At 52.4% G+C, this 17,308-nt stretch carries 17 protein-coding genes; 13 read left to right on the plus strand and 4 right to left on the minus strand.

The window, feature by feature from the left end:
- The first annotated feature begins 1 nt into the window (after position 1).
- From murD to mutT, 12 genes are all read left to right on the plus strand, one after another.
- Positions 2 to 1,318, plus strand: coding sequence for a UDP-N-acetylmuramoyl-L-alanyl-D-glutamate synthetase (gene murD / locus SF0085; protein NP_706043.1), 1,317 nt, complete (start codon positions 2 to 4; stop codon positions 1,316 to 1,318).
- A complete protein-coding gene (gene ftsW, locus SF0086) occupies positions 1,318 to 2,562 on the plus strand; it encodes a cell division protein FtsW (protein ID NP_706044.2) in 1,245 nt (414 codons plus the stop codon). The genes murD and ftsW overlap by 1 nt, the downstream gene beginning before the upstream one ends.
- Positions 2,559 to 3,626, plus strand: coding sequence for an undecaprenyldiphospho-muramoylpentapeptide beta-N- acetylglucosaminyltransferase (gene murG, locus SF0087; RefSeq protein ID NP_706045.1), 1,068 nt, complete (start codon positions 2,559 to 2,561; stop codon positions 3,624 to 3,626). The genes ftsW and murG overlap by 4 nt, the downstream gene beginning before the upstream one ends.
- Positions 3,627 to 3,679: 53 nt before the next feature.
- Positions 3,680 to 5,155: a UDP-N-acetylmuramate--L-alanine ligase gene (gene murC / locus SF0088; RefSeq protein NP_706046.1), complete on the plus strand. Its 1,476-nt coding sequence runs from the start codon at positions 3,680 to 3,682 to the stop codon at positions 5,153 to 5,155.
- Entirely contained in the window at positions 5,148 to 6,068 is a 921-nt protein-coding gene (ddl, locus tag SF0089) for a D-alanine--D-alanine ligase (protein ID NP_706047.1), read from the plus strand. Before murC ends, ddl begins: the two co-directional genes overlap by 8 nt.
- Position 6,069: 1 nt before the next feature.
- Positions 6,070 to 6,900 (plus strand): cell division protein FtsQ, encoded by an 831-nt coding sequence (gene ftsQ, locus SF0090; protein ID NP_706048.1) that lies wholly within the window; start codon positions 6,070 to 6,072, stop codon positions 6,898 to 6,900.
- A complete protein-coding gene (gene ftsA, locus SF0091) occupies positions 6,897 to 8,159 on the plus strand; it encodes a cell division protein FtsA (RefSeq protein ID NP_706049.1) in 1,263 nt (420 codons plus the stop codon). The genes ftsQ and ftsA overlap by 4 nt, the downstream gene beginning before the upstream one ends.
- Positions 8,160 to 8,219: 60 nt before the next feature.
- Positions 8,220 to 9,371, plus strand: coding sequence for a cell division protein FtsZ (ftsZ, locus tag SF0092; protein NP_706050.2), 1,152 nt, complete (start codon positions 8,220 to 8,222; stop codon positions 9,369 to 9,371).
- A gap of 100 nt (positions 9,372 to 9,471) precedes the next feature.
- Positions 9,472 to 10,389, plus strand: coding sequence for a UDP-3-O-[3-hydroxymyristoyl] N-acetylglucosamine deacetylase (gene lpxC / locus SF0093; RefSeq protein NP_706051.1), 918 nt, complete (start codon positions 9,472 to 9,474; stop codon positions 10,387 to 10,389).
- Positions 10,390 to 10,544: 155 nt separating this feature from the next.
- Positions 10,545 to 11,132, plus strand: a complete 588-nt coding sequence (yacA, locus tag SF0094; RefSeq protein NP_706052.4) for a hypothetical protein — start codon at positions 10,545 to 10,547, stop codon at positions 11,130 to 11,132.
- 61 nt (positions 11,133 to 11,193) lie between these two features.
- Complete coding sequence (gene secA, locus SF0095; protein NP_706053.1) at positions 11,194 to 13,899, plus strand: preprotein translocase subunit SecA; 2,706 nt, start codon at positions 11,194 to 11,196, stop codon at positions 13,897 to 13,899.
- Between the two features lie 59 nt (positions 13,900 to 13,958).
- The gene (gene mutT / locus SF0096) at positions 13,959 to 14,348 is read left to right on the plus strand and encodes a nucleoside triphosphate pyrophosphohydrolase (RefSeq protein ID NP_706054.1); all 390 of its coding nucleotides are present in this window, start codon (positions 13,959 to 13,961) and stop codon (positions 14,346 to 14,348) included.
- Positions 14,349 to 14,362: 14 nt separating this feature from the next.
- Here mutT and SF0097 read toward each other — a convergent pair whose 3' ends face one another.
- From SF0097 to coaE, 4 genes are read right to left on the minus strand one after another with little or no spacing between them, the layout of a single operon-like run.
- A complete protein-coding gene (locus SF0097; protein NP_706055.1) occupies positions 14,363 to 14,497 on the minus strand; it encodes a hypothetical protein in 135 nt (44 codons plus the stop codon).
- A complete protein-coding gene (yacG, locus tag SF0098) occupies positions 14,448 to 14,645 on the minus strand; it encodes a DNA gyrase inhibitor (RefSeq protein NP_706056.1) in 198 nt (65 codons plus the stop codon). Before yacG ends, SF0097 begins: the two co-directional genes overlap by 50 nt.
- A gap of 9 nt (positions 14,646 to 14,654) precedes the next feature.
- Positions 14,655 to 15,398 carry a hypothetical protein gene (yacF, locus tag SF0099; protein NP_706057.1) on the minus strand — a complete coding sequence of 248 codons (744 nt, stop codon included), beginning with the start codon at positions 15,396 to 15,398 and terminating at the stop codon, positions 14,655 to 14,657.
- Positions 15,398 to 16,018, minus strand: a complete 621-nt coding sequence (gene coaE / locus SF0100) for a dephospho-CoA kinase (protein NP_706058.1) — start codon at positions 16,016 to 16,018, stop codon at positions 15,398 to 15,400. Before coaE ends, yacF begins: the two co-directional genes overlap by 1 nt.
- A 224-nt stretch (positions 16,019 to 16,242) precedes the next feature.
- On the opposite strand from coaE, the gene guaC reads away from it, so the two are divergent.
- On the plus strand, positions 16,243 to 17,286 hold the full coding sequence (guaC, locus tag SF0101; RefSeq protein ID NP_706059.1) for a guanosine 5'-monophosphate oxidoreductase: 1,044 nt from the start codon (positions 16,243 to 16,245) through the stop codon (positions 17,284 to 17,286).
- Positions 17,287 to 17,308: the final 22 nt, after the last annotated feature.

Consider the following 17,308-nt stretch of genomic DNA (forward strand, 5'->3'; position numbering starts at 1 on the left):
CATGGCTGATTACCAGGGTAAAAATGTTGTCATTATCGGCCTGGGCCTCACCGGGCTTTCCTGCGTGGACTTTTTCCTCGCTCGCGGTGTGACGCCGCGCGTTATGGATACGCGTATGACACCGCCTGGCCTGGATAAATTACCCGAAGCCGTAGAACGCCACACGGGCAGTCTGAATGATGAATGGCTGATGGCGGCAGATCTGATTGTCGCCAGTCCCGGTATTGCACTGGCGCATCCATCCTTAAGCGCTGCCGCTGATGCCGGAATCGAAATCGTTGGCGATATCGAGCTGTTTTGTCGCGAAGCACAAGCACCGATTGTGGCGATTACCGGTTCTAACGGCAAAAGCACGGTCACCACGCTAGTGGGTGAAATGGCGAAAGCGGCGGGGGTTAACGTTGGTGTGGGTGGCAATATTGGCCTGCCTGCGTTGATGCTACTGGATGATGAGTGTGAACTGTACGTGCTGGAACTGTCGAGCTTCCAGCTGGAAACCACCTCCAGCTTACAGGCGGTAGCAGCGACCATTCTGAACGTGACTGAAGATCATATGGATCGCTACCCGTTTGGTTTACAACAGTATCGTGCAGCAAAACTGCGCATTTACGAAAACGCGAAAGTTTGCGTGGTTAATGCTGATGATGCCTTAACAATGCCGATTCGCGGTGCGGATGAACGCTGCGTCAGCTTTGGCGTCAACATGGGTGACTATCACCTGAATCATCAGCAGGGCGAAACCTGGCTGCGGGTTAAAGGCGAGAAAGTGCTGAATGTGAAAGAGATGAAACTTTCCGGGCAGCATAACTACACCAATGCGCTGGTGGCGCTGGCGCTGGCAGATGCCGCAGGGTTACCGCGCGCCAGCAGCCTGAAAGCGTTAACCACCTTCACCGGTCTGCCGCATCGCTTTGAAGTGGTGCTGGAGCATAACGGTGTGCGCTGGATTAACGATTCAAAAGCGACCAACGTCGGCAGTACGGAAGCGGCGCTGAATGGCCTGCACGTAGACGGCACGCTGCATTTGTTGCTGGGCGGCGATGGTAAATCGGCGGACTTTAGCCCACTGGTGCGTTACCTGAATGGCGATAACGTACGTCTGTATTGTTTCGGTCGTGACGGCGCGCAGCTGGCGGCGCTACGCCCGGAAGTGGCAGAACAAACCGAAACTATGGAACAGGCTATGCGCTTGCTGGCTCCGCGTGTTCAGCCGGGCGATATGGTTCTGCTCTCCCCGGCCTGTGCCAGCCTTGATCAGTTCAAGAACTTTGAACAACGAGGCAATGAGTTTGCCCGTCTGGCGAAGGAGTTAGGTTGATGCGTTTATCTCTCCCTCGCCTGAAAATGCCGCGCCTGCCAGGATTCAGTATCCTGGTCTGGATCTCCACGGCGCTAAAGGGCTGGGTGATGGGCTCGCGGGAAAAAGATACCGACAGCCTGATCATGTACGATCGCACCTTACTGTGGCTGACCTTCGGCCTCGCGGCGATTGGCTTTATCATGGTGACCTCGGCGTCAATGCCCATAGGGCAACGCTTAACCAACGATCCGTTCTTCTTCGCGAAGCGTGATGGTGTCTATCTGATTTTGGCGTTTATTCTGGCGATCATTACGCTGCGTCTGCCGATGGAGTTCTGGCAACGCTACAGTGCCACGATGCTGCTCGGATCTATCATCCTGCTGATGATCGTGCTGGTAGTGGGTAGCGCTGTTAAAGGGGCATCGCGTTGGATCGATCTCGGTTTGCTGCGTATCCAGCCTGCGGAGCTGACAAAACTGTCGCTGTTTTGCTATATCGCCAACTATCTGGTGCGTAAAGGCGACGAAGTACGTAATAACCTGCGCGGCTTCCTGAAACCGATGGGCGTGATTCTGGTGTTGGCAGTGTTACTGCTGGCACAGCCAGACCTTGGTACGGTGGTGGTGTTGTTTGTGACTACGCTGGCGATGTTGTTCCTGGCGGGAGCGAAATTGTGGCAGTTCATTGCCATTATCGGTATGGGCATTTCAGCGGTTGTGTTGCTGATCCTCGCCGAACCGTACCGTATCCGCCGTGTTACCGCATTCTGGAACCCGTGGGAAGATCCCTTTGGCAGCGGCTATCAGTTAACGCAATCGCTGATGGCGTTTGGTCGCGGCGAACTTTGGGGGCAAGGTTTAGGTAATTCGGTACAAAAACTGGAGTATCTGCCGGAAGCGCACACTGACTTTATTTTCGCCATTATCGGCGAAGAATTAGGTTATGTCGGTGTGGTACTAGCACTTTTAATGGTATTCTTCGTCGCTTTTCGTGCGATGTCGATTGGCCGCAAAGCATTAGAAATTGACCACCGTTTTTCCGGTTTTCTCGCCTGTTCTATTGGCATCTGGTTTAGCTTCCAGGCGCTGGTTAACGTAGGCGCGGCGGCGGGGATGTTACCGACCAAAGGTCTGACATTGCCGCTAATCAGTTACGGTGGTTCGAGCTTACTGATTATGTCGACAGCCATCATGATGCTGTTGCGTATTGATTATGAAACGCGTCTGGAGAAAGCGCAGGCGTTTGTACGAGGTTCACGATGAGTGGTCAAGGAAAGCGATTAATGGTGATGGCAGGCGGAACCGGTGGACATGTATTCCCGGGACTGGCGGTTGCGCACTATCTAATGGCTCAGGGTTGGCAAGTTCGCTGGCTGGGGACTGCCGACCGTATGGAAGCGGACTTAGTGCCAAAACATGGCATCGAAATTGATTTCATTCGTATCTCTGGTTTGCGTGGAAAAGGTATAAAAGCACTGATAGCTGCGCCGCTGCGTATCTTCAACGCCTGGCGTCAGGCGCGGGCGATTATGAAAGCGTACAAACCTGACGTGGTACTCGGTATGGGCGGCTATGTATCAGGTCCAGGTGGTCTGGCCGCGTGGTCGTTAGGCATTCCGGTTGTACTTCATGAACAAAACGGTATTGCGGGCTTAACCAATAAATGGCTGGCGAAGATTGCTACCAAAGTGATGCAGGCGTTTCCAGGCGCTTTCCCTAATGCGGAAGTGGTGGGTAACCCGGTGCGTACCGATGTGCTGGCGCTGCCGTTGCCGCAGCAACGTTTGGCTGGACGTGAAGGTCCGGTTCGTGTGTTGGTAGTGGGTGGTTCCCAGGGCGCACGCATTCTTAACCAGACAATGCCGCAGGTTGCTGCGAAACTGGGTGATTCAGTCACTATCTGGCATCAGAGCGGCAAAGGTTCGCAACAATCCGTTGAACAGGCGTATGCCGAAGCGGGGCAACCGCAGCATAAAGTGACTGAATTTATTGATGATATGGCGGCGGCGTATGCGTGGGCGGATGTCGTCGTTTGCCGCTCCGGTGCTTTAACTGTGAGTGAAATCGCCGCGGCAGGACTACCGGCGTTGTTTGTGCCGTTTCAACATAAAGACCGCCAGCAATACTGGAATGCGCTACCGCTGGAAAAAGCGGGCGCAGCCAAAATTATCGAGCAGCCACAGCTTAGCGTGGATGCTGTCGCCAACACCCTGGCCGGGTGGTCGCGAGAAACCTTATTAACCATGGCAGAACGCGCCCGCGCTGCATCCATTCCGGATGCCACCGAGCGAGTGGCAAATGAAGTGAGCCGGGCTGCCCGGGCGTAATTGTAGCGATGCCTTTTGCATCGTATGAATTTAAGAAGTTAATGGCGTAAAGAATGAATACACAACAATTGGCAAAACTGCGTTCCATCGTGCCCGAAATGCGTCGCGTTCGGCACATACATTTTGTCGGCATTGGTGGTGCCGGTATGGGCGGTATTGCCGAAGTTCTGGCCAATGAAGGTTATCAGATCAGTGGTTCCGATTTAGCGCCAAATCCGGTCACGCAGCAGTTACTGAATCTGGGTGCGACGATTTATTTCAACCATCGCCCGGAAAACGTACGTGATGCCAGCGTGGTCGTTGTTTCCAGCGCCATTTCTGCCGACAACCCGGAAATTGTCGCAGCTCATGAAGCGCGTATTCCGGTGATCCGTCGTGCCGAAATGCTGGCTGAGTTAATGCGTTTTCGTCATGGCATCGCCATTGCAGGAACGCACGGCAAAACGACAACTACCGCGATGGTTTCCAGCATCTACGCAGAAGCGGGGCTCGACCCAACCTTCGTTAACGGCGGGCTGGTAAAAGCGGCGGGGGTTCATGCGCGTTTGGGGCATGGTCGGTACCTGATTGCCGAAGCAGATGAGAGTGATGCATCGTTCCTGCATCTGCAACCGATGGTGGCGATTGTCACCAATATCGAAGCCGACCACATGGATACCTACCAGGGCGACTTTGAGAATTTAAAACAGACCTTTATTAATTTTCTGCACAACCTGCCTTTTTACGGTCGTGCGGTGATGTGTGTTGATGATCCGGTGATCCGCGAATTGTTACCGCGTGTGGGACGTCAGACCACAACTTACGGCTTCAGCGAAGATGCCGACGTGCGTGTAGAAGATTATCAGCAGATTGGCCCGCAGGGGCACTTTACGCTGCTGCGTCAGGACAAAGAGCCGATGTGCGTCACCCTGAATGCGCCAGGCCGTCATAACGCGCTGAACGCCGCAGCTGCGGTTGCGGTTGCTACGGAAGAGGGAATTGACGACGAGGCTATTTTGCGTGCGCTGGAGAGCTTCCAGGGGACTGGTCGCCGTTTTGATTTCCTCGGTGAATTCCCGCTGGAGCCAGTGAATGGTAAAAGCGGTACGGCAATGCTGGTCGATGACTACGGCCACCACCCGACGGAAGTTGACGCCACCATTAAAGCGGCGCGCGCAGGCTGGCCGGATAAAAACCTGGTAATGCTGTTTCAGCCGCACCGTTTTACCCGTACGCGCGACCTGTATGATGATTTCGCCAATGTGCTGACGCAGGTTGATACCCTGTTGATGCTGGAAGTGTATCCGGCTGGCGAAGCGCCAATTCCGGGAGCGGACAGCCGTTCGCTGTGTCGCACAATTCGTGGACGTGGGAAAATTGATCCCATTCTGGTGCCGGACCCTGCGCAGGTAGCCGAGATGCTGGCACCGGTATTAACCGGTAACGACCTGATTCTCGTTCAGGGGGCTGGTAATATCGGAAAAATTGCCCGTTCTTTAGCTGAAATCAAACTGAAGCCGCAAACTCCGGAGGAAGAACAACATGACTGATAAAATCGCGGTCCTGTTGGGCGGGACTTCCGCTGAGCGGGAAGTTTCTCTGAATTCTGGCGCAGCGGTGTTAGCCGGGCTGCGTGAAGGCGGTATTGATGCGTATCCTGTCGACCCGAAAGAAGTCGACGTGACGCAACTGAAGTCGATGGGTTTTCAGAAAGTGTTTATCGCGCTACACGGTCGCGGCGGTGAAGATGGTACGCTGCAGGGCATGCTCGAGCTGATGGGCTTGCCTTATACCGGCAGCGGAGTGATGGCATCTGCGCTTTCAATAGATAAACTACGCAGCAAACTTCTGTGGCAAGGTGCCGGTTTACCGGTCGCGCCGTGGGTAGCGTTAACCCGCGCAGAGTTTGAAAAAGGCCTGAGCGATAAGCAGTTAGCAGAAATTTCTGCTCTGGGTTTGCCGGTTATCGTTAAGCCGAGCCGCGAAGGTTCCAGTGTGGGAATGTCAAAAGTAGTAGCAGAAAATGCTCTACAAGATGCATTAAGATTGGCATTTCAGCACGATGAAGAAGTATTGATTGAAAAATGGCTAAGTGGGCCGGAGTTCACGGTTGCGATACTCGGTGAAGAAATTTTACCGTCAATACGTATTCAACCGTCCGGAACCTTCTATGATTATGAGGCGAAGTATCTCTCTGATGAGACACAGTATTTCTGCCCCGCAGGTCTGGAAGCGTCACAAGAGGCCAATTTGCAGGCATTAGTGCTGAAAGCATGGACGACGTTAGGTTGCAAAGGATGGGGACGTATTGACGTTATGCTGGACAGTGATGGACAGTTTTATCTGCTGGAAGCCAATACCTCACCGGGTATGACCAGCCACAGCCTGGTGCCGATGGCGGCACGTCAGGCAGGTATGAGCTTCTCGCAGTTGGTAGTACGAATTCTGGAACTGGCGGACTAATATGTCGCAGGCTGCTCTGAACACGCGAAACAGCGAAGAAGAGGTTTCTTCTCGCCGCAATAATGGAACGCGTCTGGCGGGGATCCTTTTCCTGCTGACCGTTTTAACGACAGTGTTGGTGAGCGGCTGGGTCGTGTTGAGCTGGATGGAAGATGCGCAACGCCTGCCGCTCTCAAAGCTGGTGTTGACCGGTGAACGCCATTACACGCGTAATGACGATATCCGGCAGTCGATCCTGGCATTGGGTGAGCCGGGTACCTTTATGACCCAGGATGTCAACATCATCCAGACGCAAATAGAACAACGCCTGCCGTGGATTAAGCAGGTGAGCGTCAGAAAGCAGTGGCCTGATGAATTGAAGATTCATCTGGTTGAATATGTGCCGATTGCGCGGTGGAATGATCAACACATGGTAGACGCGGAAGGAAACACCTTCAGCGTGCCGCCAGATCGCACCAGCAAGCAGGTGCTTCCAATGCTGTATGGCCCGGAAGGCAGCGCTAATGAAGTGTTGCAGGGCTATCGCGAAATGGGGCAGATGCTGGCAAAGGACAGATTTACTCTGAAGGAAGCGGCGATGACCGCGCGGCGTTCCTGGCAGTTGACGCTGAATAACGATATTAAGCTCAATCTTGGCCGGGGCGATACGATGAAACGTTTGGTTCGCTTTGTAGAACTTTATCCGGTTTTACAGCAGCAGGCGCAAACCGATGGCAAACGGATTAGCTACGTTGATTTGCGTTATGACTCTGGAGCGGCAGTAGGCTGGGCGCCCTTGCCGCCAGAGGAATCTACTCAGCAACAAAATCAGGCACAGGCAGAACAACAATGATCAAGGCGACGGACAGAAAACTGGTAGTAGGACTGGAAATTGGTACCGCGAAGGTTGCCGCTTTAGTAGGGGAAGTTCTGCCCGACGGTATGGTCAATATCATTGGCGTGGGCAGCTGCCCGTCACGTGGTATGGATAAAGGCGGGGTGAACGACCTCGAATCCGTGGTCAAGTGCGTACAACGCGCCATTGACCAGGCAGAATTGATGGCAGATTGTCAGATCTCTTCGGTATATCTGGCGCTTTCTGGTAAGCACATCAGCTGCCAGAATGAAATTGGTATGGTGCCTATTTCTGAAGAAGAAGTGACGCAAGAAGATGTGGAAAACGTCGTCCATACCGCGAAATCGGTGCGTGTGCGCGATGAGCATCGTGTGCTGCATGTGATCCCGCAAGAGTATGCGATTGACTATCAGGAAGGGATCAAGAATCCGGTAGGACTTTCGGGTGTGCGGATGCAGGCAAAAGTGCACCTGATCACATGTCACAACGATATGGCGAAAAACATCGTCAAAGCGGTTGAACGTTGTGGGCTGAAAGTTGACCAACTGATATTTGCCGGACTGGCATCAAGTTATTCGGTATTGACGGAAGATGAACGTGAACTGGGTGTCTGCGTCGTCGATATCGGTGGTGGTACAATGGATATCGCCGTTTATACCGGTGGGGCATTGCGCCACACAAAGGTAATTCCTTATGCTGGCAATGTCGTGACCAGTGATATCGCTTACGCCTTTGGCACGCCGCCAAGCGACGCCGAAGCGATTAAAGTTCGCCACGGTTGTGCGCTGGGTTCCATCGTTGGAAAAGATGAGAGCGTGGAAGTGCCGAGCGTAGGCGGTCGTCCGCCGCGGAGTCTGCAACGTCAGACCCTGGCAGAGGTGATCGAGCCGCGCTATACCGAGTTGCTCAACCTGGTCAACGAAGAGATATTGCAGTTGCAGGAAAAGCTTCGCCAACAAGGGGTTAAACATCACCTGGCGGCAGGCATTGTATTAACCGGTGGCGCAGCGCAGATCGAAGGTCTTGCAGCCTGTGCTCAGCGCGTGTTTCATACGCAAGTGCGTATCGGCGCGCCGCTGAACATTACCGGTTTAACGGATTATGCTCAGGAGCCGTATTATTCGACGGCGGTGGGATTGCTTCACTATGGGAAAGAGTCACATCTTAACGGTGAAGCTGAAGTAGAAAAACGTGTTACAGCATCAGTTGGCTCGTGGATCAAGCGACTCAATAGTTGGCTGCGAAAAGAGTTTTAATTTTTATGAGGCCGACGATGATTACGGACTCAGGCGACAGGCACAAATCGGAGAGAAACTATGTTTGAACCAATGGAACTTACCAATGACGCGGTGATTAAAGTCATCGGCGTCGGCGGCGGCGGCGGTAATGCTGTTGAACACATGGTGCGCGAGCGTATTGAAGGTGTTGAATTCTTCGCGGTAAATACCGATGCACAAGCGCTGCGTAAAACAGCGGTTGGACAGACGATTCAAATCGGTAGCGGTATCACCAAAGGACTGGGCGCTGGCGCTAATCCAGAAGTTGGCCGCAATGCGGCTGATGAGGATCGCGATGCATTGCGTGCGGCGCTGGAAGGTGCAGACATGGTCTTTATTGCTGCGGGTATGGGTGGTGGTACCGGTACAGGTGCAGCACCAGTCGTCGCTGAAGTGGCAAAAGATTTGGGTATCCTGACCGTTGCTGTCGTCACTAAGCCTTTCAACTTTGAAGGCAAGAAGCGTATGGCATTCGCCGAGCAGGGGATCACTGAACTGTCCAAGCATGTGGACTCTCTGATCACTATCCCGAACGACAAACTGCTGAAAGTTCTGGGCCGCGGTATCTCCCTGCTGGATGCGTTTGGCGCAGCGAACGATGTACTGAAAGGCGCTGTGCAAGGTATCGCCGAACTGATTACTCGTCCGGGTTTGATGAACGTGGACTTTGCAGACGTACGCACCGTAATGTCTGAAATGGGCTACGCAATGATGGGTTCTGGCGTGGCGAGCGGTGAAAACCGTGCGGAAGAAGCTGCTGAAATGGCTATCTCTTCTCCGCTGCTGGAAGATATCGACCTGTCTGGCGCGCGCGGCGTGCTGGTTAACATCACGGCGGGCTTCGACCTGGGTCTGGTTGAGGTCGAAACGGTAGGTAACACCATCCGTGCATTTGCTTCCGGCAACGCGACTGTGGTTATCGGTACTTCTCTTGACCCGGATATGAATGACGAGCTGCGCGTAACCGTTGTTGCGACAGGGATCGGCATGGACAAACGTCCTGAAATCACTCTGGTGACCAATAAGCAGGTTCAGCAGCCAGTGATGGATCGCTACCAGCAGCATGGGATGGCTCCGCTGACCCAGGAGCAGAAGCCGGTCGCTAAAGTAGTGAATGACAATGCGCCGCAAACTGCGAAAGAGCCGGATTATCTGGATATCCCAGCATTCGTACGTAAGCAAGCTGATTAAGAATTGACTGGAATTTGGGTTTCGAGGCTCTTTGTGGTAAACTGGCCCGCCGAATGTATAGTACACTTCGGTTGGATAGGTAATTTGGCGAGATAATACGATGATCAAACAAAGGACACTTAAACGTATCGTTCAGGCGACGGGTGTCGGTTTACATACCGGCAAGAAAGTCACCCTGACGTTACGCCCTGCGCCGGCCAACACCGGGGTCATCTATCGTCGCACCGACTTGAATCCACCGGTAGATTTCCCGGCCGATGCCAAATCTGTGCGTGATACCATGCTCTGTACGTGTCTGGTCAACGAGCATGATGTACGGATTTCAACCGTAGAGCACCTCAATGCTGCTCTCGCGGGCCTGGGCATCGATAACATTGTTATCGAAGTTAACGCGCCGGAAATCCCGATCATGGACGGCAGCGCCGCTCCGTTTGTATACCTGCTGCTTGACGCCGGTATCGACGAGTTGAACTGCGCCAAAAAATTTGTTCGCATCAAAGAGACTGTTCGTGTCGAAGATGGCGATAAGTGGGCTGAATTTAAGCCGTACAATGGTTTTTCGCTGGATTTCACCATCGATTTTAACCATCCGGCTATTGATTCCAGCAACCAGCGCTATGCGATGAACTTCTCCGCTGATGCGTTTATGCGCCAGATCAGCCGTGCGCGTACGTTCGGTTTCATGCGTGATATCGAATATCTGCAGTCCCGTGGTTTGTGCCTGGGCGGCAGCTTCGATTGTGCCATCGTTGTTGACGATTATCGCGTACTGAACGAAGACGGCCTGCGTTTTGAAGACGAATTTGTGCGTCACAAAATGCTCGATGCGATCGGTGACTTGTTCATGTGTGGTCACAATATTATTGGTGCATTTACCGCTTATAAATCCGGTCATGCACTGAATAACAAACTGCTGCAGGCTGTCCTGGCGAAACAGGAAGCCTGGGAATATGTGACCTTCCAGGACGACGCAGAACTGCCGTTGGCCTTCAAAGCGCCTTCAGCTGTACTGGCATAACGACATTTATACTGTCGTATAAAATTCGACTGGCAAATCTGGCACTCTCTCCGGCCAGGTGAACCAGTCGTTTTTTTTTGAATTTTATAAGAGCTATAAAAAACGGTGCGAACGCTGTTTTCTTAAGCACTTTTACGCACAACTTATCTTCATTCGTGCTGTGGACTTCAGGCTTTAATGATAAGATTTGTGCGCTAAATACGTTTGAATTCGATCGGGATGGCAATAACGTGAGTGGAATACTGACGCGCTGGCGACAGTTTGGTAAACGCTACTTCTGGCCGCATCTCTTATTAGGGATGGTCGCGGCGAGTTTAGGTTTGCCTGCGCTCAGCAACGCCGCCGAACCAAACGCGCCCGCAAAAGCGACAACCCGCAACCACGAGCCTTCAGCCAAAGTTAACTTTGGTCAATTGGCCTTGCTGGAAGCGAACACGCGCCGCCCGAATTCGAACTATTCCGTTGATTACTGGCATCAACATGCTATTCGTACGGTAATCCGTCATCTTTCTTTCGCAATGGCACCGCAAACACTGCCCGTTGCTGAAGAATCTTTGCCTCTTCAGGCGCAACATCTTGCATTACTGGATACGCTCAGCGCGCTGCTGACCCAGGAAGGCACGCCGTCTGAAAAGGGTTATCGCATTGATTATGCGCATTTTACCCCACAAGCAAAATTCAGCACGCCCGTCTGGATAAGCCAGGCGCAAGGCATCCGTGCTGGCCCTCAACGCCTCACCTAACAACAATAAACCTTTACTTCATTTTATTAACTCCGTAACGCGGGGCGTTTGAGATTTTATTATGCTAATCAAATTGTTAACTAAAGTTTTCGGTAGTCGTAACGATCGCACCCTGCGCCGGATGCGCAAAGTGGTCAACATCATCAATGCCATGGAACCGGAGATGGAAAAACTCTCCGATGAAGAACTGAAAGGGAAAACCGCAGAGTTTCGTGCGCGTCTGGAAAAAGGCGAAGTGCTGGAAAATCTGATCCCGGAAGCTTTCGCCGTGGTGCGTGAGGCAAGTAAGCGCGTCTTTGGTATGCGTCACTTCGACGTTCAGTTACTCGGCGGTATGGTTCTTAACGAACGCTGCATCGCCGAAATGCGTACCGGTGAAGGTAAAACCCTGACCGCAACGCTGCCTGCTTACCTGAACGCACTAACCGGTAAAGGCGTGCACGTAGTTACCGTCAACGACTACCTGGCGCAACGTGACGCCGAAAACAACCGTCCGCTGTTTGAATTCCTTGGCCTGACTGTTGGTATCAACCTGCCGGGCATGCCAGCACCGGCAAAGCGCGAAGCTTACGCAGCTGACATCACTTACGGTACGAACAACGAATACGGCTTTGACTACCTGCGCGACAACATGGCGTTCAGCCCTGAAGAACGTGTACAGCGTAAACTGCACTATGCGCTGGTGGACGAAGTGGACTCCATCCTGATCGATGAAGCGCGTACACCGCTGATCATTTCCGGCCCGGCAGAAGACAGCTCGGAAATGTATAAACGCGTGAATAAAATTATTCCGCACCTGATCCGTCAGGAAAAAGAAGACTCCGAAACCTTCCAGGGCGAAGGCCACTTCTCGGTGGACGAAAAATCTCGCCAGGTGAACCTGACCGAACGTGGTCTGGTGCTGATTGAAGAACTGCTGGTGAAAGAGGGCATCATGGATGAAGGGGAGTCTCTGTACTCTCCGGCCAACATCATGCTGATGCACCACGTAACGGCGGCGCTGCGCGCTCATGCGCTGTTTACCCGTGACGTCGACTACATCGTTAAAGATGGTGAAGTTATCATCGTTGACGAACACACCGGTCGTACCATGCAGGGCCGACGCTGGTCCGATGGTCTGCACCAGGCTGTGGAAGCGAAAGAAGGTGTGCAGATCCAGAACGAAAACCAAACGCTGGCTTCGATCACCTTCCAGAACTACTTCCGTCTGTATGAAAAACTGGCGGGGATGACCGGTACTGCTGATACCGAAGCTTTCGAATTTAGCTCCATCTACAAACTGGATACCGTCGTTGTTCCGACCAACCGTCCAATGATTCGTAAAGATCTGCCGGACCTGGTCTACATGACTGAAGCGGAAAAAATTCAGGCGATCATTGAAGATATCAAAGAACGTACTGCGAAAGGCCAGCCGGTGCTGGTGGGTACTATCTCCATCGAAAAATCGGAGCTGGTGTCAAACGAACTGACCAAAGCCGGTATTAAGCACAATGTCCTGAACGCCAAATTCCACGCCAACGAAGCGGCGATTGTTGCTCAGGCAGGTTATCCGGCTGCGGTGACTATCGCGACCAACATGGCGGGTCGTGGTACAGATATTGTGCTCGGAGGTAGCTGGCAGGCAGAAGTTGCCGCGCTGGAAAATCCGACCGCAGAGCAAATTGAAAAAATTAAAGCCGACTGGCAGGTACGTCACGATGCGGTACTGGAAGCAGGTGGCCTGCATATCATCGGTACCGAGCGTCACGAATCCCGTCGTATCGATAACCAGTTGCGCGGTCGTTCTGGTCGTCAGGGGGATGCTGGTTCTTCCCGTTTCTACCTGTCGATGGAAGATGCGCTGATGCGTATTTTTGCTTCCGACCGAGTATCCGGCATGATGCGTAAACTGGGTATGAAGCCAGGCGAAGCCATTGAACACCCGTGGGTGACTAAAGCGATTGCCAACGCCCAGCGTAAAGTTGAAAGTCGTAACTTCGACATTCGTAAGCAACTGCTGGAATATGATGACGTGGCTAACGATCAGCGTCGCGCCATTTACTCCCAGCGTAACGAACTGCTGGATGTCAGCGATGTGAGCGAAACCATCAACAGCATTCGTGAAGATGTGTTCAAAGCCACCATTGATGCCTACATTCCGCCACAGTCGCTGGAAGAAATGTGGGATATTCCGGGGCTGCAGGAACGTCTGAAGAACGATTTCGACCTCGATTTACCAATTACCGAGTGGCTGGATAAAGAACCAGAACTGCATGAAGAGACGCTGCGTGAGCGCATTCTGGCGCAGTCCATCGAAGTGTATCAGCGTAAAGAAGAAGTGGTTGGTGCTGAGATGATGCGTCACTTCGAGAAAGGCGTCATGCTGCAAACGCTTGACTCCCTGTGGAAAGAGCACCTGGCAGCGATGGACTATCTGCGTCAGGGTATCCACCTGCGTGGCTATGCACAGAAAGATCCGAAGCAGGAATACAAACGTGAATCGTTCTCCATGTTTGCAGCGATGCTGGAGTCGTTGAAATATGAAGTTATCAGTACGCTGAGCAAAGTTCAGGTACGTATGCCTGAAGAGGTTGAGGAGCTGGAACAACAGCGTCGTATGGAAGCCGAGCGTTTAGCACAAATGCAGCAGCTTAGCCATCAGGATGACGACTCTGCAGCCGCAGCTGCACTGGCGGCGCAAACCGGTGAACGCAAAGTAGGACGTAACGATCCTTGCCCGTGCGGTTCTGGTAAAAAATACAAGCAGTGCCATGGTCGCCTGCAATAAAAGCTAACAGTTGAAGTAAAAGGCGCAGGATTCTGCGCCTTTTTTATAGGTTTAAGACAATGAAAAAGCTGCAAATTGCGGTAGGTATTATTCGCAACGAGAACAATGAAATCTTTATAACACGTCGCGCAGCAGATGCGCACATGGCGAATAAACTGGAGTTTCCCGGCGGTAAAATTGAAATGGGCGAAACGCCGGAACAGGCGGTGGTGCGTGAACTTCAGGAAGAGGTCGGGATTACCCCACAACATTTTTCGCTATTTGAAAAACTGGAATATGAATTCCCGGACAGGCATATAACTCTGTGGTTCTGGCTGGTCGAAAGTTGGGAAGGGGTGCCGTGGGGTAAAGAAGGGCAACCCGGTGAGTGGATGTCGCTGGTCGGTCTTAATGCCGATGATTTTCCGCCAGCCAATGAACCGGTAATTGCGAAGCTTAAGCGTCTGTAGGTCGGATAAGGCGTTCACGCCGCATCCGACATTTGCACAAGATGCCTGATGCGACGCTGTCCGCGTCTTATCAGGCCTACGTGAGGCATCAGACAAATGTCACTGCTTTGGCTCTTCGCTCCAGTCATCGCTTTCGGAAAGATCGCCACTGCTGGGGATTCGTTTTTCTTCAGCAGCCCATTCTCCGAGGTCGATCAGCTGACAACGTTTGGAGCAAAATGGCCGAAACGGGCTGATTTCACCCCACACCACCGTTTTCCCGCAGGTTGGGCAATTCACCGTAATAGTTTCTGACATTTTTACTCCTTAGCAACAGGCCAGTTCGAAATCCAGACGTTCCGGTACCTGTCCGTTTTCAGTGTCCAGCGGCATAAAACGAATGGCAAAACGGCTCTTATGTCCGGAAATTTGCGGATAAAGCTGTGAATCGAGCGACAGATTCAGGCGCAGCAAGTCGGCATCGCCACCGTTATCCTGATAAAAACCATTCAGGCTGGTTTGTTTACGGAAGGGGGCCGACTGGCGAATTAAATCCAGCACCATGGTAAGTGCCTGGGTGAGCGGGTTCAGGCTGGCAATCCAGGTTTCTACCTGGCTGTCGCGCTGCGCCTGGGGTAGATGCAGCCAAATGTGCAATGTAGGTAAATCAAAGCTGCAACAGCCGCCTGGGATGCTCAGTCGCTGACGCACCAGAGCAATCAAACGATCTTCACGCAGAAATTGCCCGATACGCGGCGCGGAAATTAATACGCTCACCGCCGCTTTTAACTGCTGAATTAATGCTTCAATACGGCTCTGGTCCACGCCAGGCACGCCAATCCAGGTCTGGAGTTTACGTTGCTGCCGGTTAAGTTCTTTCAACAGCTCAGTGCGGACTTCGCCGCGCTCGAAAACATCCAGTAATTCACTGACATTACGGAAGAAATGCAGCGCGCCAGCGTGGTCAACGATGGGTAAATTAACGGTGAGTTGCTGAATCAAAAACTCAATGCGCAGCCATGTACGCATTTTTTCATTTAGTGGATGTTCAAAAAGGACCTGGGTCTGCATTACGGTTTTTCCTGTGAGACAAACTGCGACGCAAGCTGCAAATAGTGTGCGTGCAGGCGGGCAACATCCGATGCGATAGCATCCGGTGCGCCGTTATTATCAATGACGTCATCTGCCACGGCAAGGCGGGCTTCGCGCGTTGCCTGAGCAGCAAGGATTTGTTCGACATGTTCGCGAGTTACATCATCGCGCTGCATGGTGCGCTTAAGTTGCGTTTCTGGGCTGACATCCACCACCAGCACTCGATTCGCTTTTTTATACAGTGAGTTTTCTACCAGCAATGGCACAACCCACAGTACATAGGGGGAAGTTGCTTGCTGGATCTGGTGTTGCGTCTCTTGCTGAATCAGCGGATGCAGCAGGTCGTTAAGCCAGTTTTTCTCTTCCGGGTTGGCGAAGATCCGCTCGCGCAAGGCCCGGCGCTGCAATGTTCCATCAGCAGCAATCATGTTTTCGCCAAAGTGATCAGCAATGGCATGTAGCGCAGGTGCACCTGGTTCAACCACCTGACGCGCAATAATATCGGCATCAATGACGTTAATTCCGAGATCAGCAAACGCATTGGCAACGGTACTCTTACCACTGCCAATGCCTCCCGTTAAGGCAACTATATACCCCATAATTTATATTCCCGGGAATTCATCATGATTATCAAAACGTTAAAAATGAGCGCGCGAAAGTGAAATTGATGAAACGTTCGCTCACTATTTACCAGGTAAATTTATGGGATTGTAGCGTAAAAAAAGACAATTTCGCAGTCTTGCGCCGCATTGATTAGTGCGTATGATAGCGTCACTGGAGTTGCGCTCTTACCCTTATAGCCATTAACCCCAGGAATCCGCACATGCGTATTGAAGAAGATCTGAAGTTAGGTTTTAAAGACGTTCTCATCCGCCCTAAACGCTCCACTCTTAAAAGCCGTTCCGATGTTGAACTGGAACGTCAATTCACCTTCAAACATTCAGGTCAGAGCTGGTCCGGCGTGCCGATTATCGCCGCAAATATGGACACCGTAGGCACATTTTCTATGGCCTCTGCGCTGGCTTCTTTTGATATTCTGACTGCTGTGCATAAACACTTTTCTGTCGAAGAGTGGCAAGCGTTTATCAACAATTCTTCCGCTGATGTGCTGAAACATGTGATGGTTTCTACCGGCACGTCTGATGCGGATTTCGAAAAAACTAAACAGATTCTCGACCTGAACCCGGCATTAAACTTCGTTTGTATTGATGTGGCGAATGGTTATTCCGAACACTTCGTGCAGTTCGTTGCGAAAGCGCGTGAAGCGTGGCCGACCAAAACCATTTGTGCTGGCAACGTAGTGACTGGTGAAATGTGTGAGGAGCTTATCCTCTCCGGTGCTGATATCGTTAAAGTTGGCATTGGCCCAGGTTCTGTTTGTACAACTCGCGTCAAAACAGGCGTCGGTTATCCGCAGCTTTCTGCGGTAATCGAATGTGCCGATGCGGCGCACGGTCTGGGCGGAATGATCGTCAGCGACGGTGGCTGTACCACGCCGGGCGATGTGGCGAAAGCCTTTGGCGGCGGTGCCGATTTCGTCATGCTTGGCGGCATGCTGGCGGGCCACGAAGAGAGCGGCGGTCGCATCGTTGAGGAGAACGGCGAGAAATTTATGCTGTTCTACGGCATGAGCTCCGAGTCTGCGATGAAACGTCACGTTGGCGGCGTTGCGGAATACCGCGCAGCAGAAGGTAAAACCGTTAAGCTGCCGCTGCGAGGCCAGGTTGAAAATACCGCGCGTGATATTTTGGGCGGCCTGCGTTCAGCTTGTACATACGTTGGGGCTTCACGCCTGAAAGAGCTGACCAAGCGCACCACGTTTATTCGTGTGCTGGAACAAGAAAACCGCATCTTCAACAACCTGTAATCTCCCAACGCTGGCGTGGAGC

This window comes from Shigella flexneri 2a str. 301 (assembly GCF_000006925.2).
In the GTDB taxonomy this organism is placed as follows: Bacteria; Pseudomonadota; Gammaproteobacteria; order Enterobacterales; family Enterobacteriaceae; genus ECMA0423.

Coding starts and splice junctions, on each gene's coding strand:
- murD (NP_706043.1), top strand. CDS start 2: ATGGCTGATTACCAGGGTAAAAATGTTGTCATTATCGGCCTGGGCCTC.
- ftsW (NP_706044.2), top strand. CDS start 1,318: ATGCGTTTATCTCTCCCTCGCCTGAAAATGCCGCGCCTGCCAGGATTC.
- murG (NP_706045.1), top strand. CDS start 2,559: ATGAGTGGTCAAGGAAAGCGATTAATGGTGATGGCAGGCGGAACCGGT.
- murC (NP_706046.1), top strand. CDS start 3,680: ATGAATACACAACAATTGGCAAAACTGCGTTCCATCGTGCCCGAAATG.
- ddl (NP_706047.1), top strand. CDS start 5,148: ATGACTGATAAAATCGCGGTCCTGTTGGGCGGGACTTCCGCTGAGCGG.
- ftsQ (NP_706048.1), top strand. CDS start 6,070: ATGTCGCAGGCTGCTCTGAACACGCGAAACAGCGAAGAAGAGGTTTCT.
- ftsA (NP_706049.1), top strand. CDS start 6,897: ATGATCAAGGCGACGGACAGAAAACTGGTAGTAGGACTGGAAATTGGT.
- ftsZ (NP_706050.2), top strand. CDS start 8,220: ATGTTTGAACCAATGGAACTTACCAATGACGCGGTGATTAAAGTCATC.
- lpxC (NP_706051.1), top strand. CDS start 9,472: ATGATCAAACAAAGGACACTTAAACGTATCGTTCAGGCGACGGGTGTC.
- secA (NP_706053.1), top strand. CDS start 11,194: ATGCTAATCAAATTGTTAACTAAAGTTTTCGGTAGTCGTAACGATCGC.
- mutT (NP_706054.1), top strand. CDS start 13,959: ATGAAAAAGCTGCAAATTGCGGTAGGTATTATTCGCAACGAGAACAAT.
- yacG (NP_706056.1), bottom strand. CDS start 14,645: ATGTCAGAAACTATTACGGTGAATTGCCCAACCTGCGGGAAAACGGTG.
- yacF (NP_706057.1), bottom strand. CDS start 15,398: ATGCAGACCCAGGTCCTTTTTGAACATCCACTAAATGAAAAAATGCGT.
- coaE (NP_706058.1), bottom strand. CDS start 16,018: ATGGGGTATATAGTTGCCTTAACGGGAGGCATTGGCAGTGGTAAGAGT.
- guaC (NP_706059.1), top strand. CDS start 16,243: ATGCGTATTGAAGAAGATCTGAAGTTAGGTTTTAAAGACGTTCTCATC.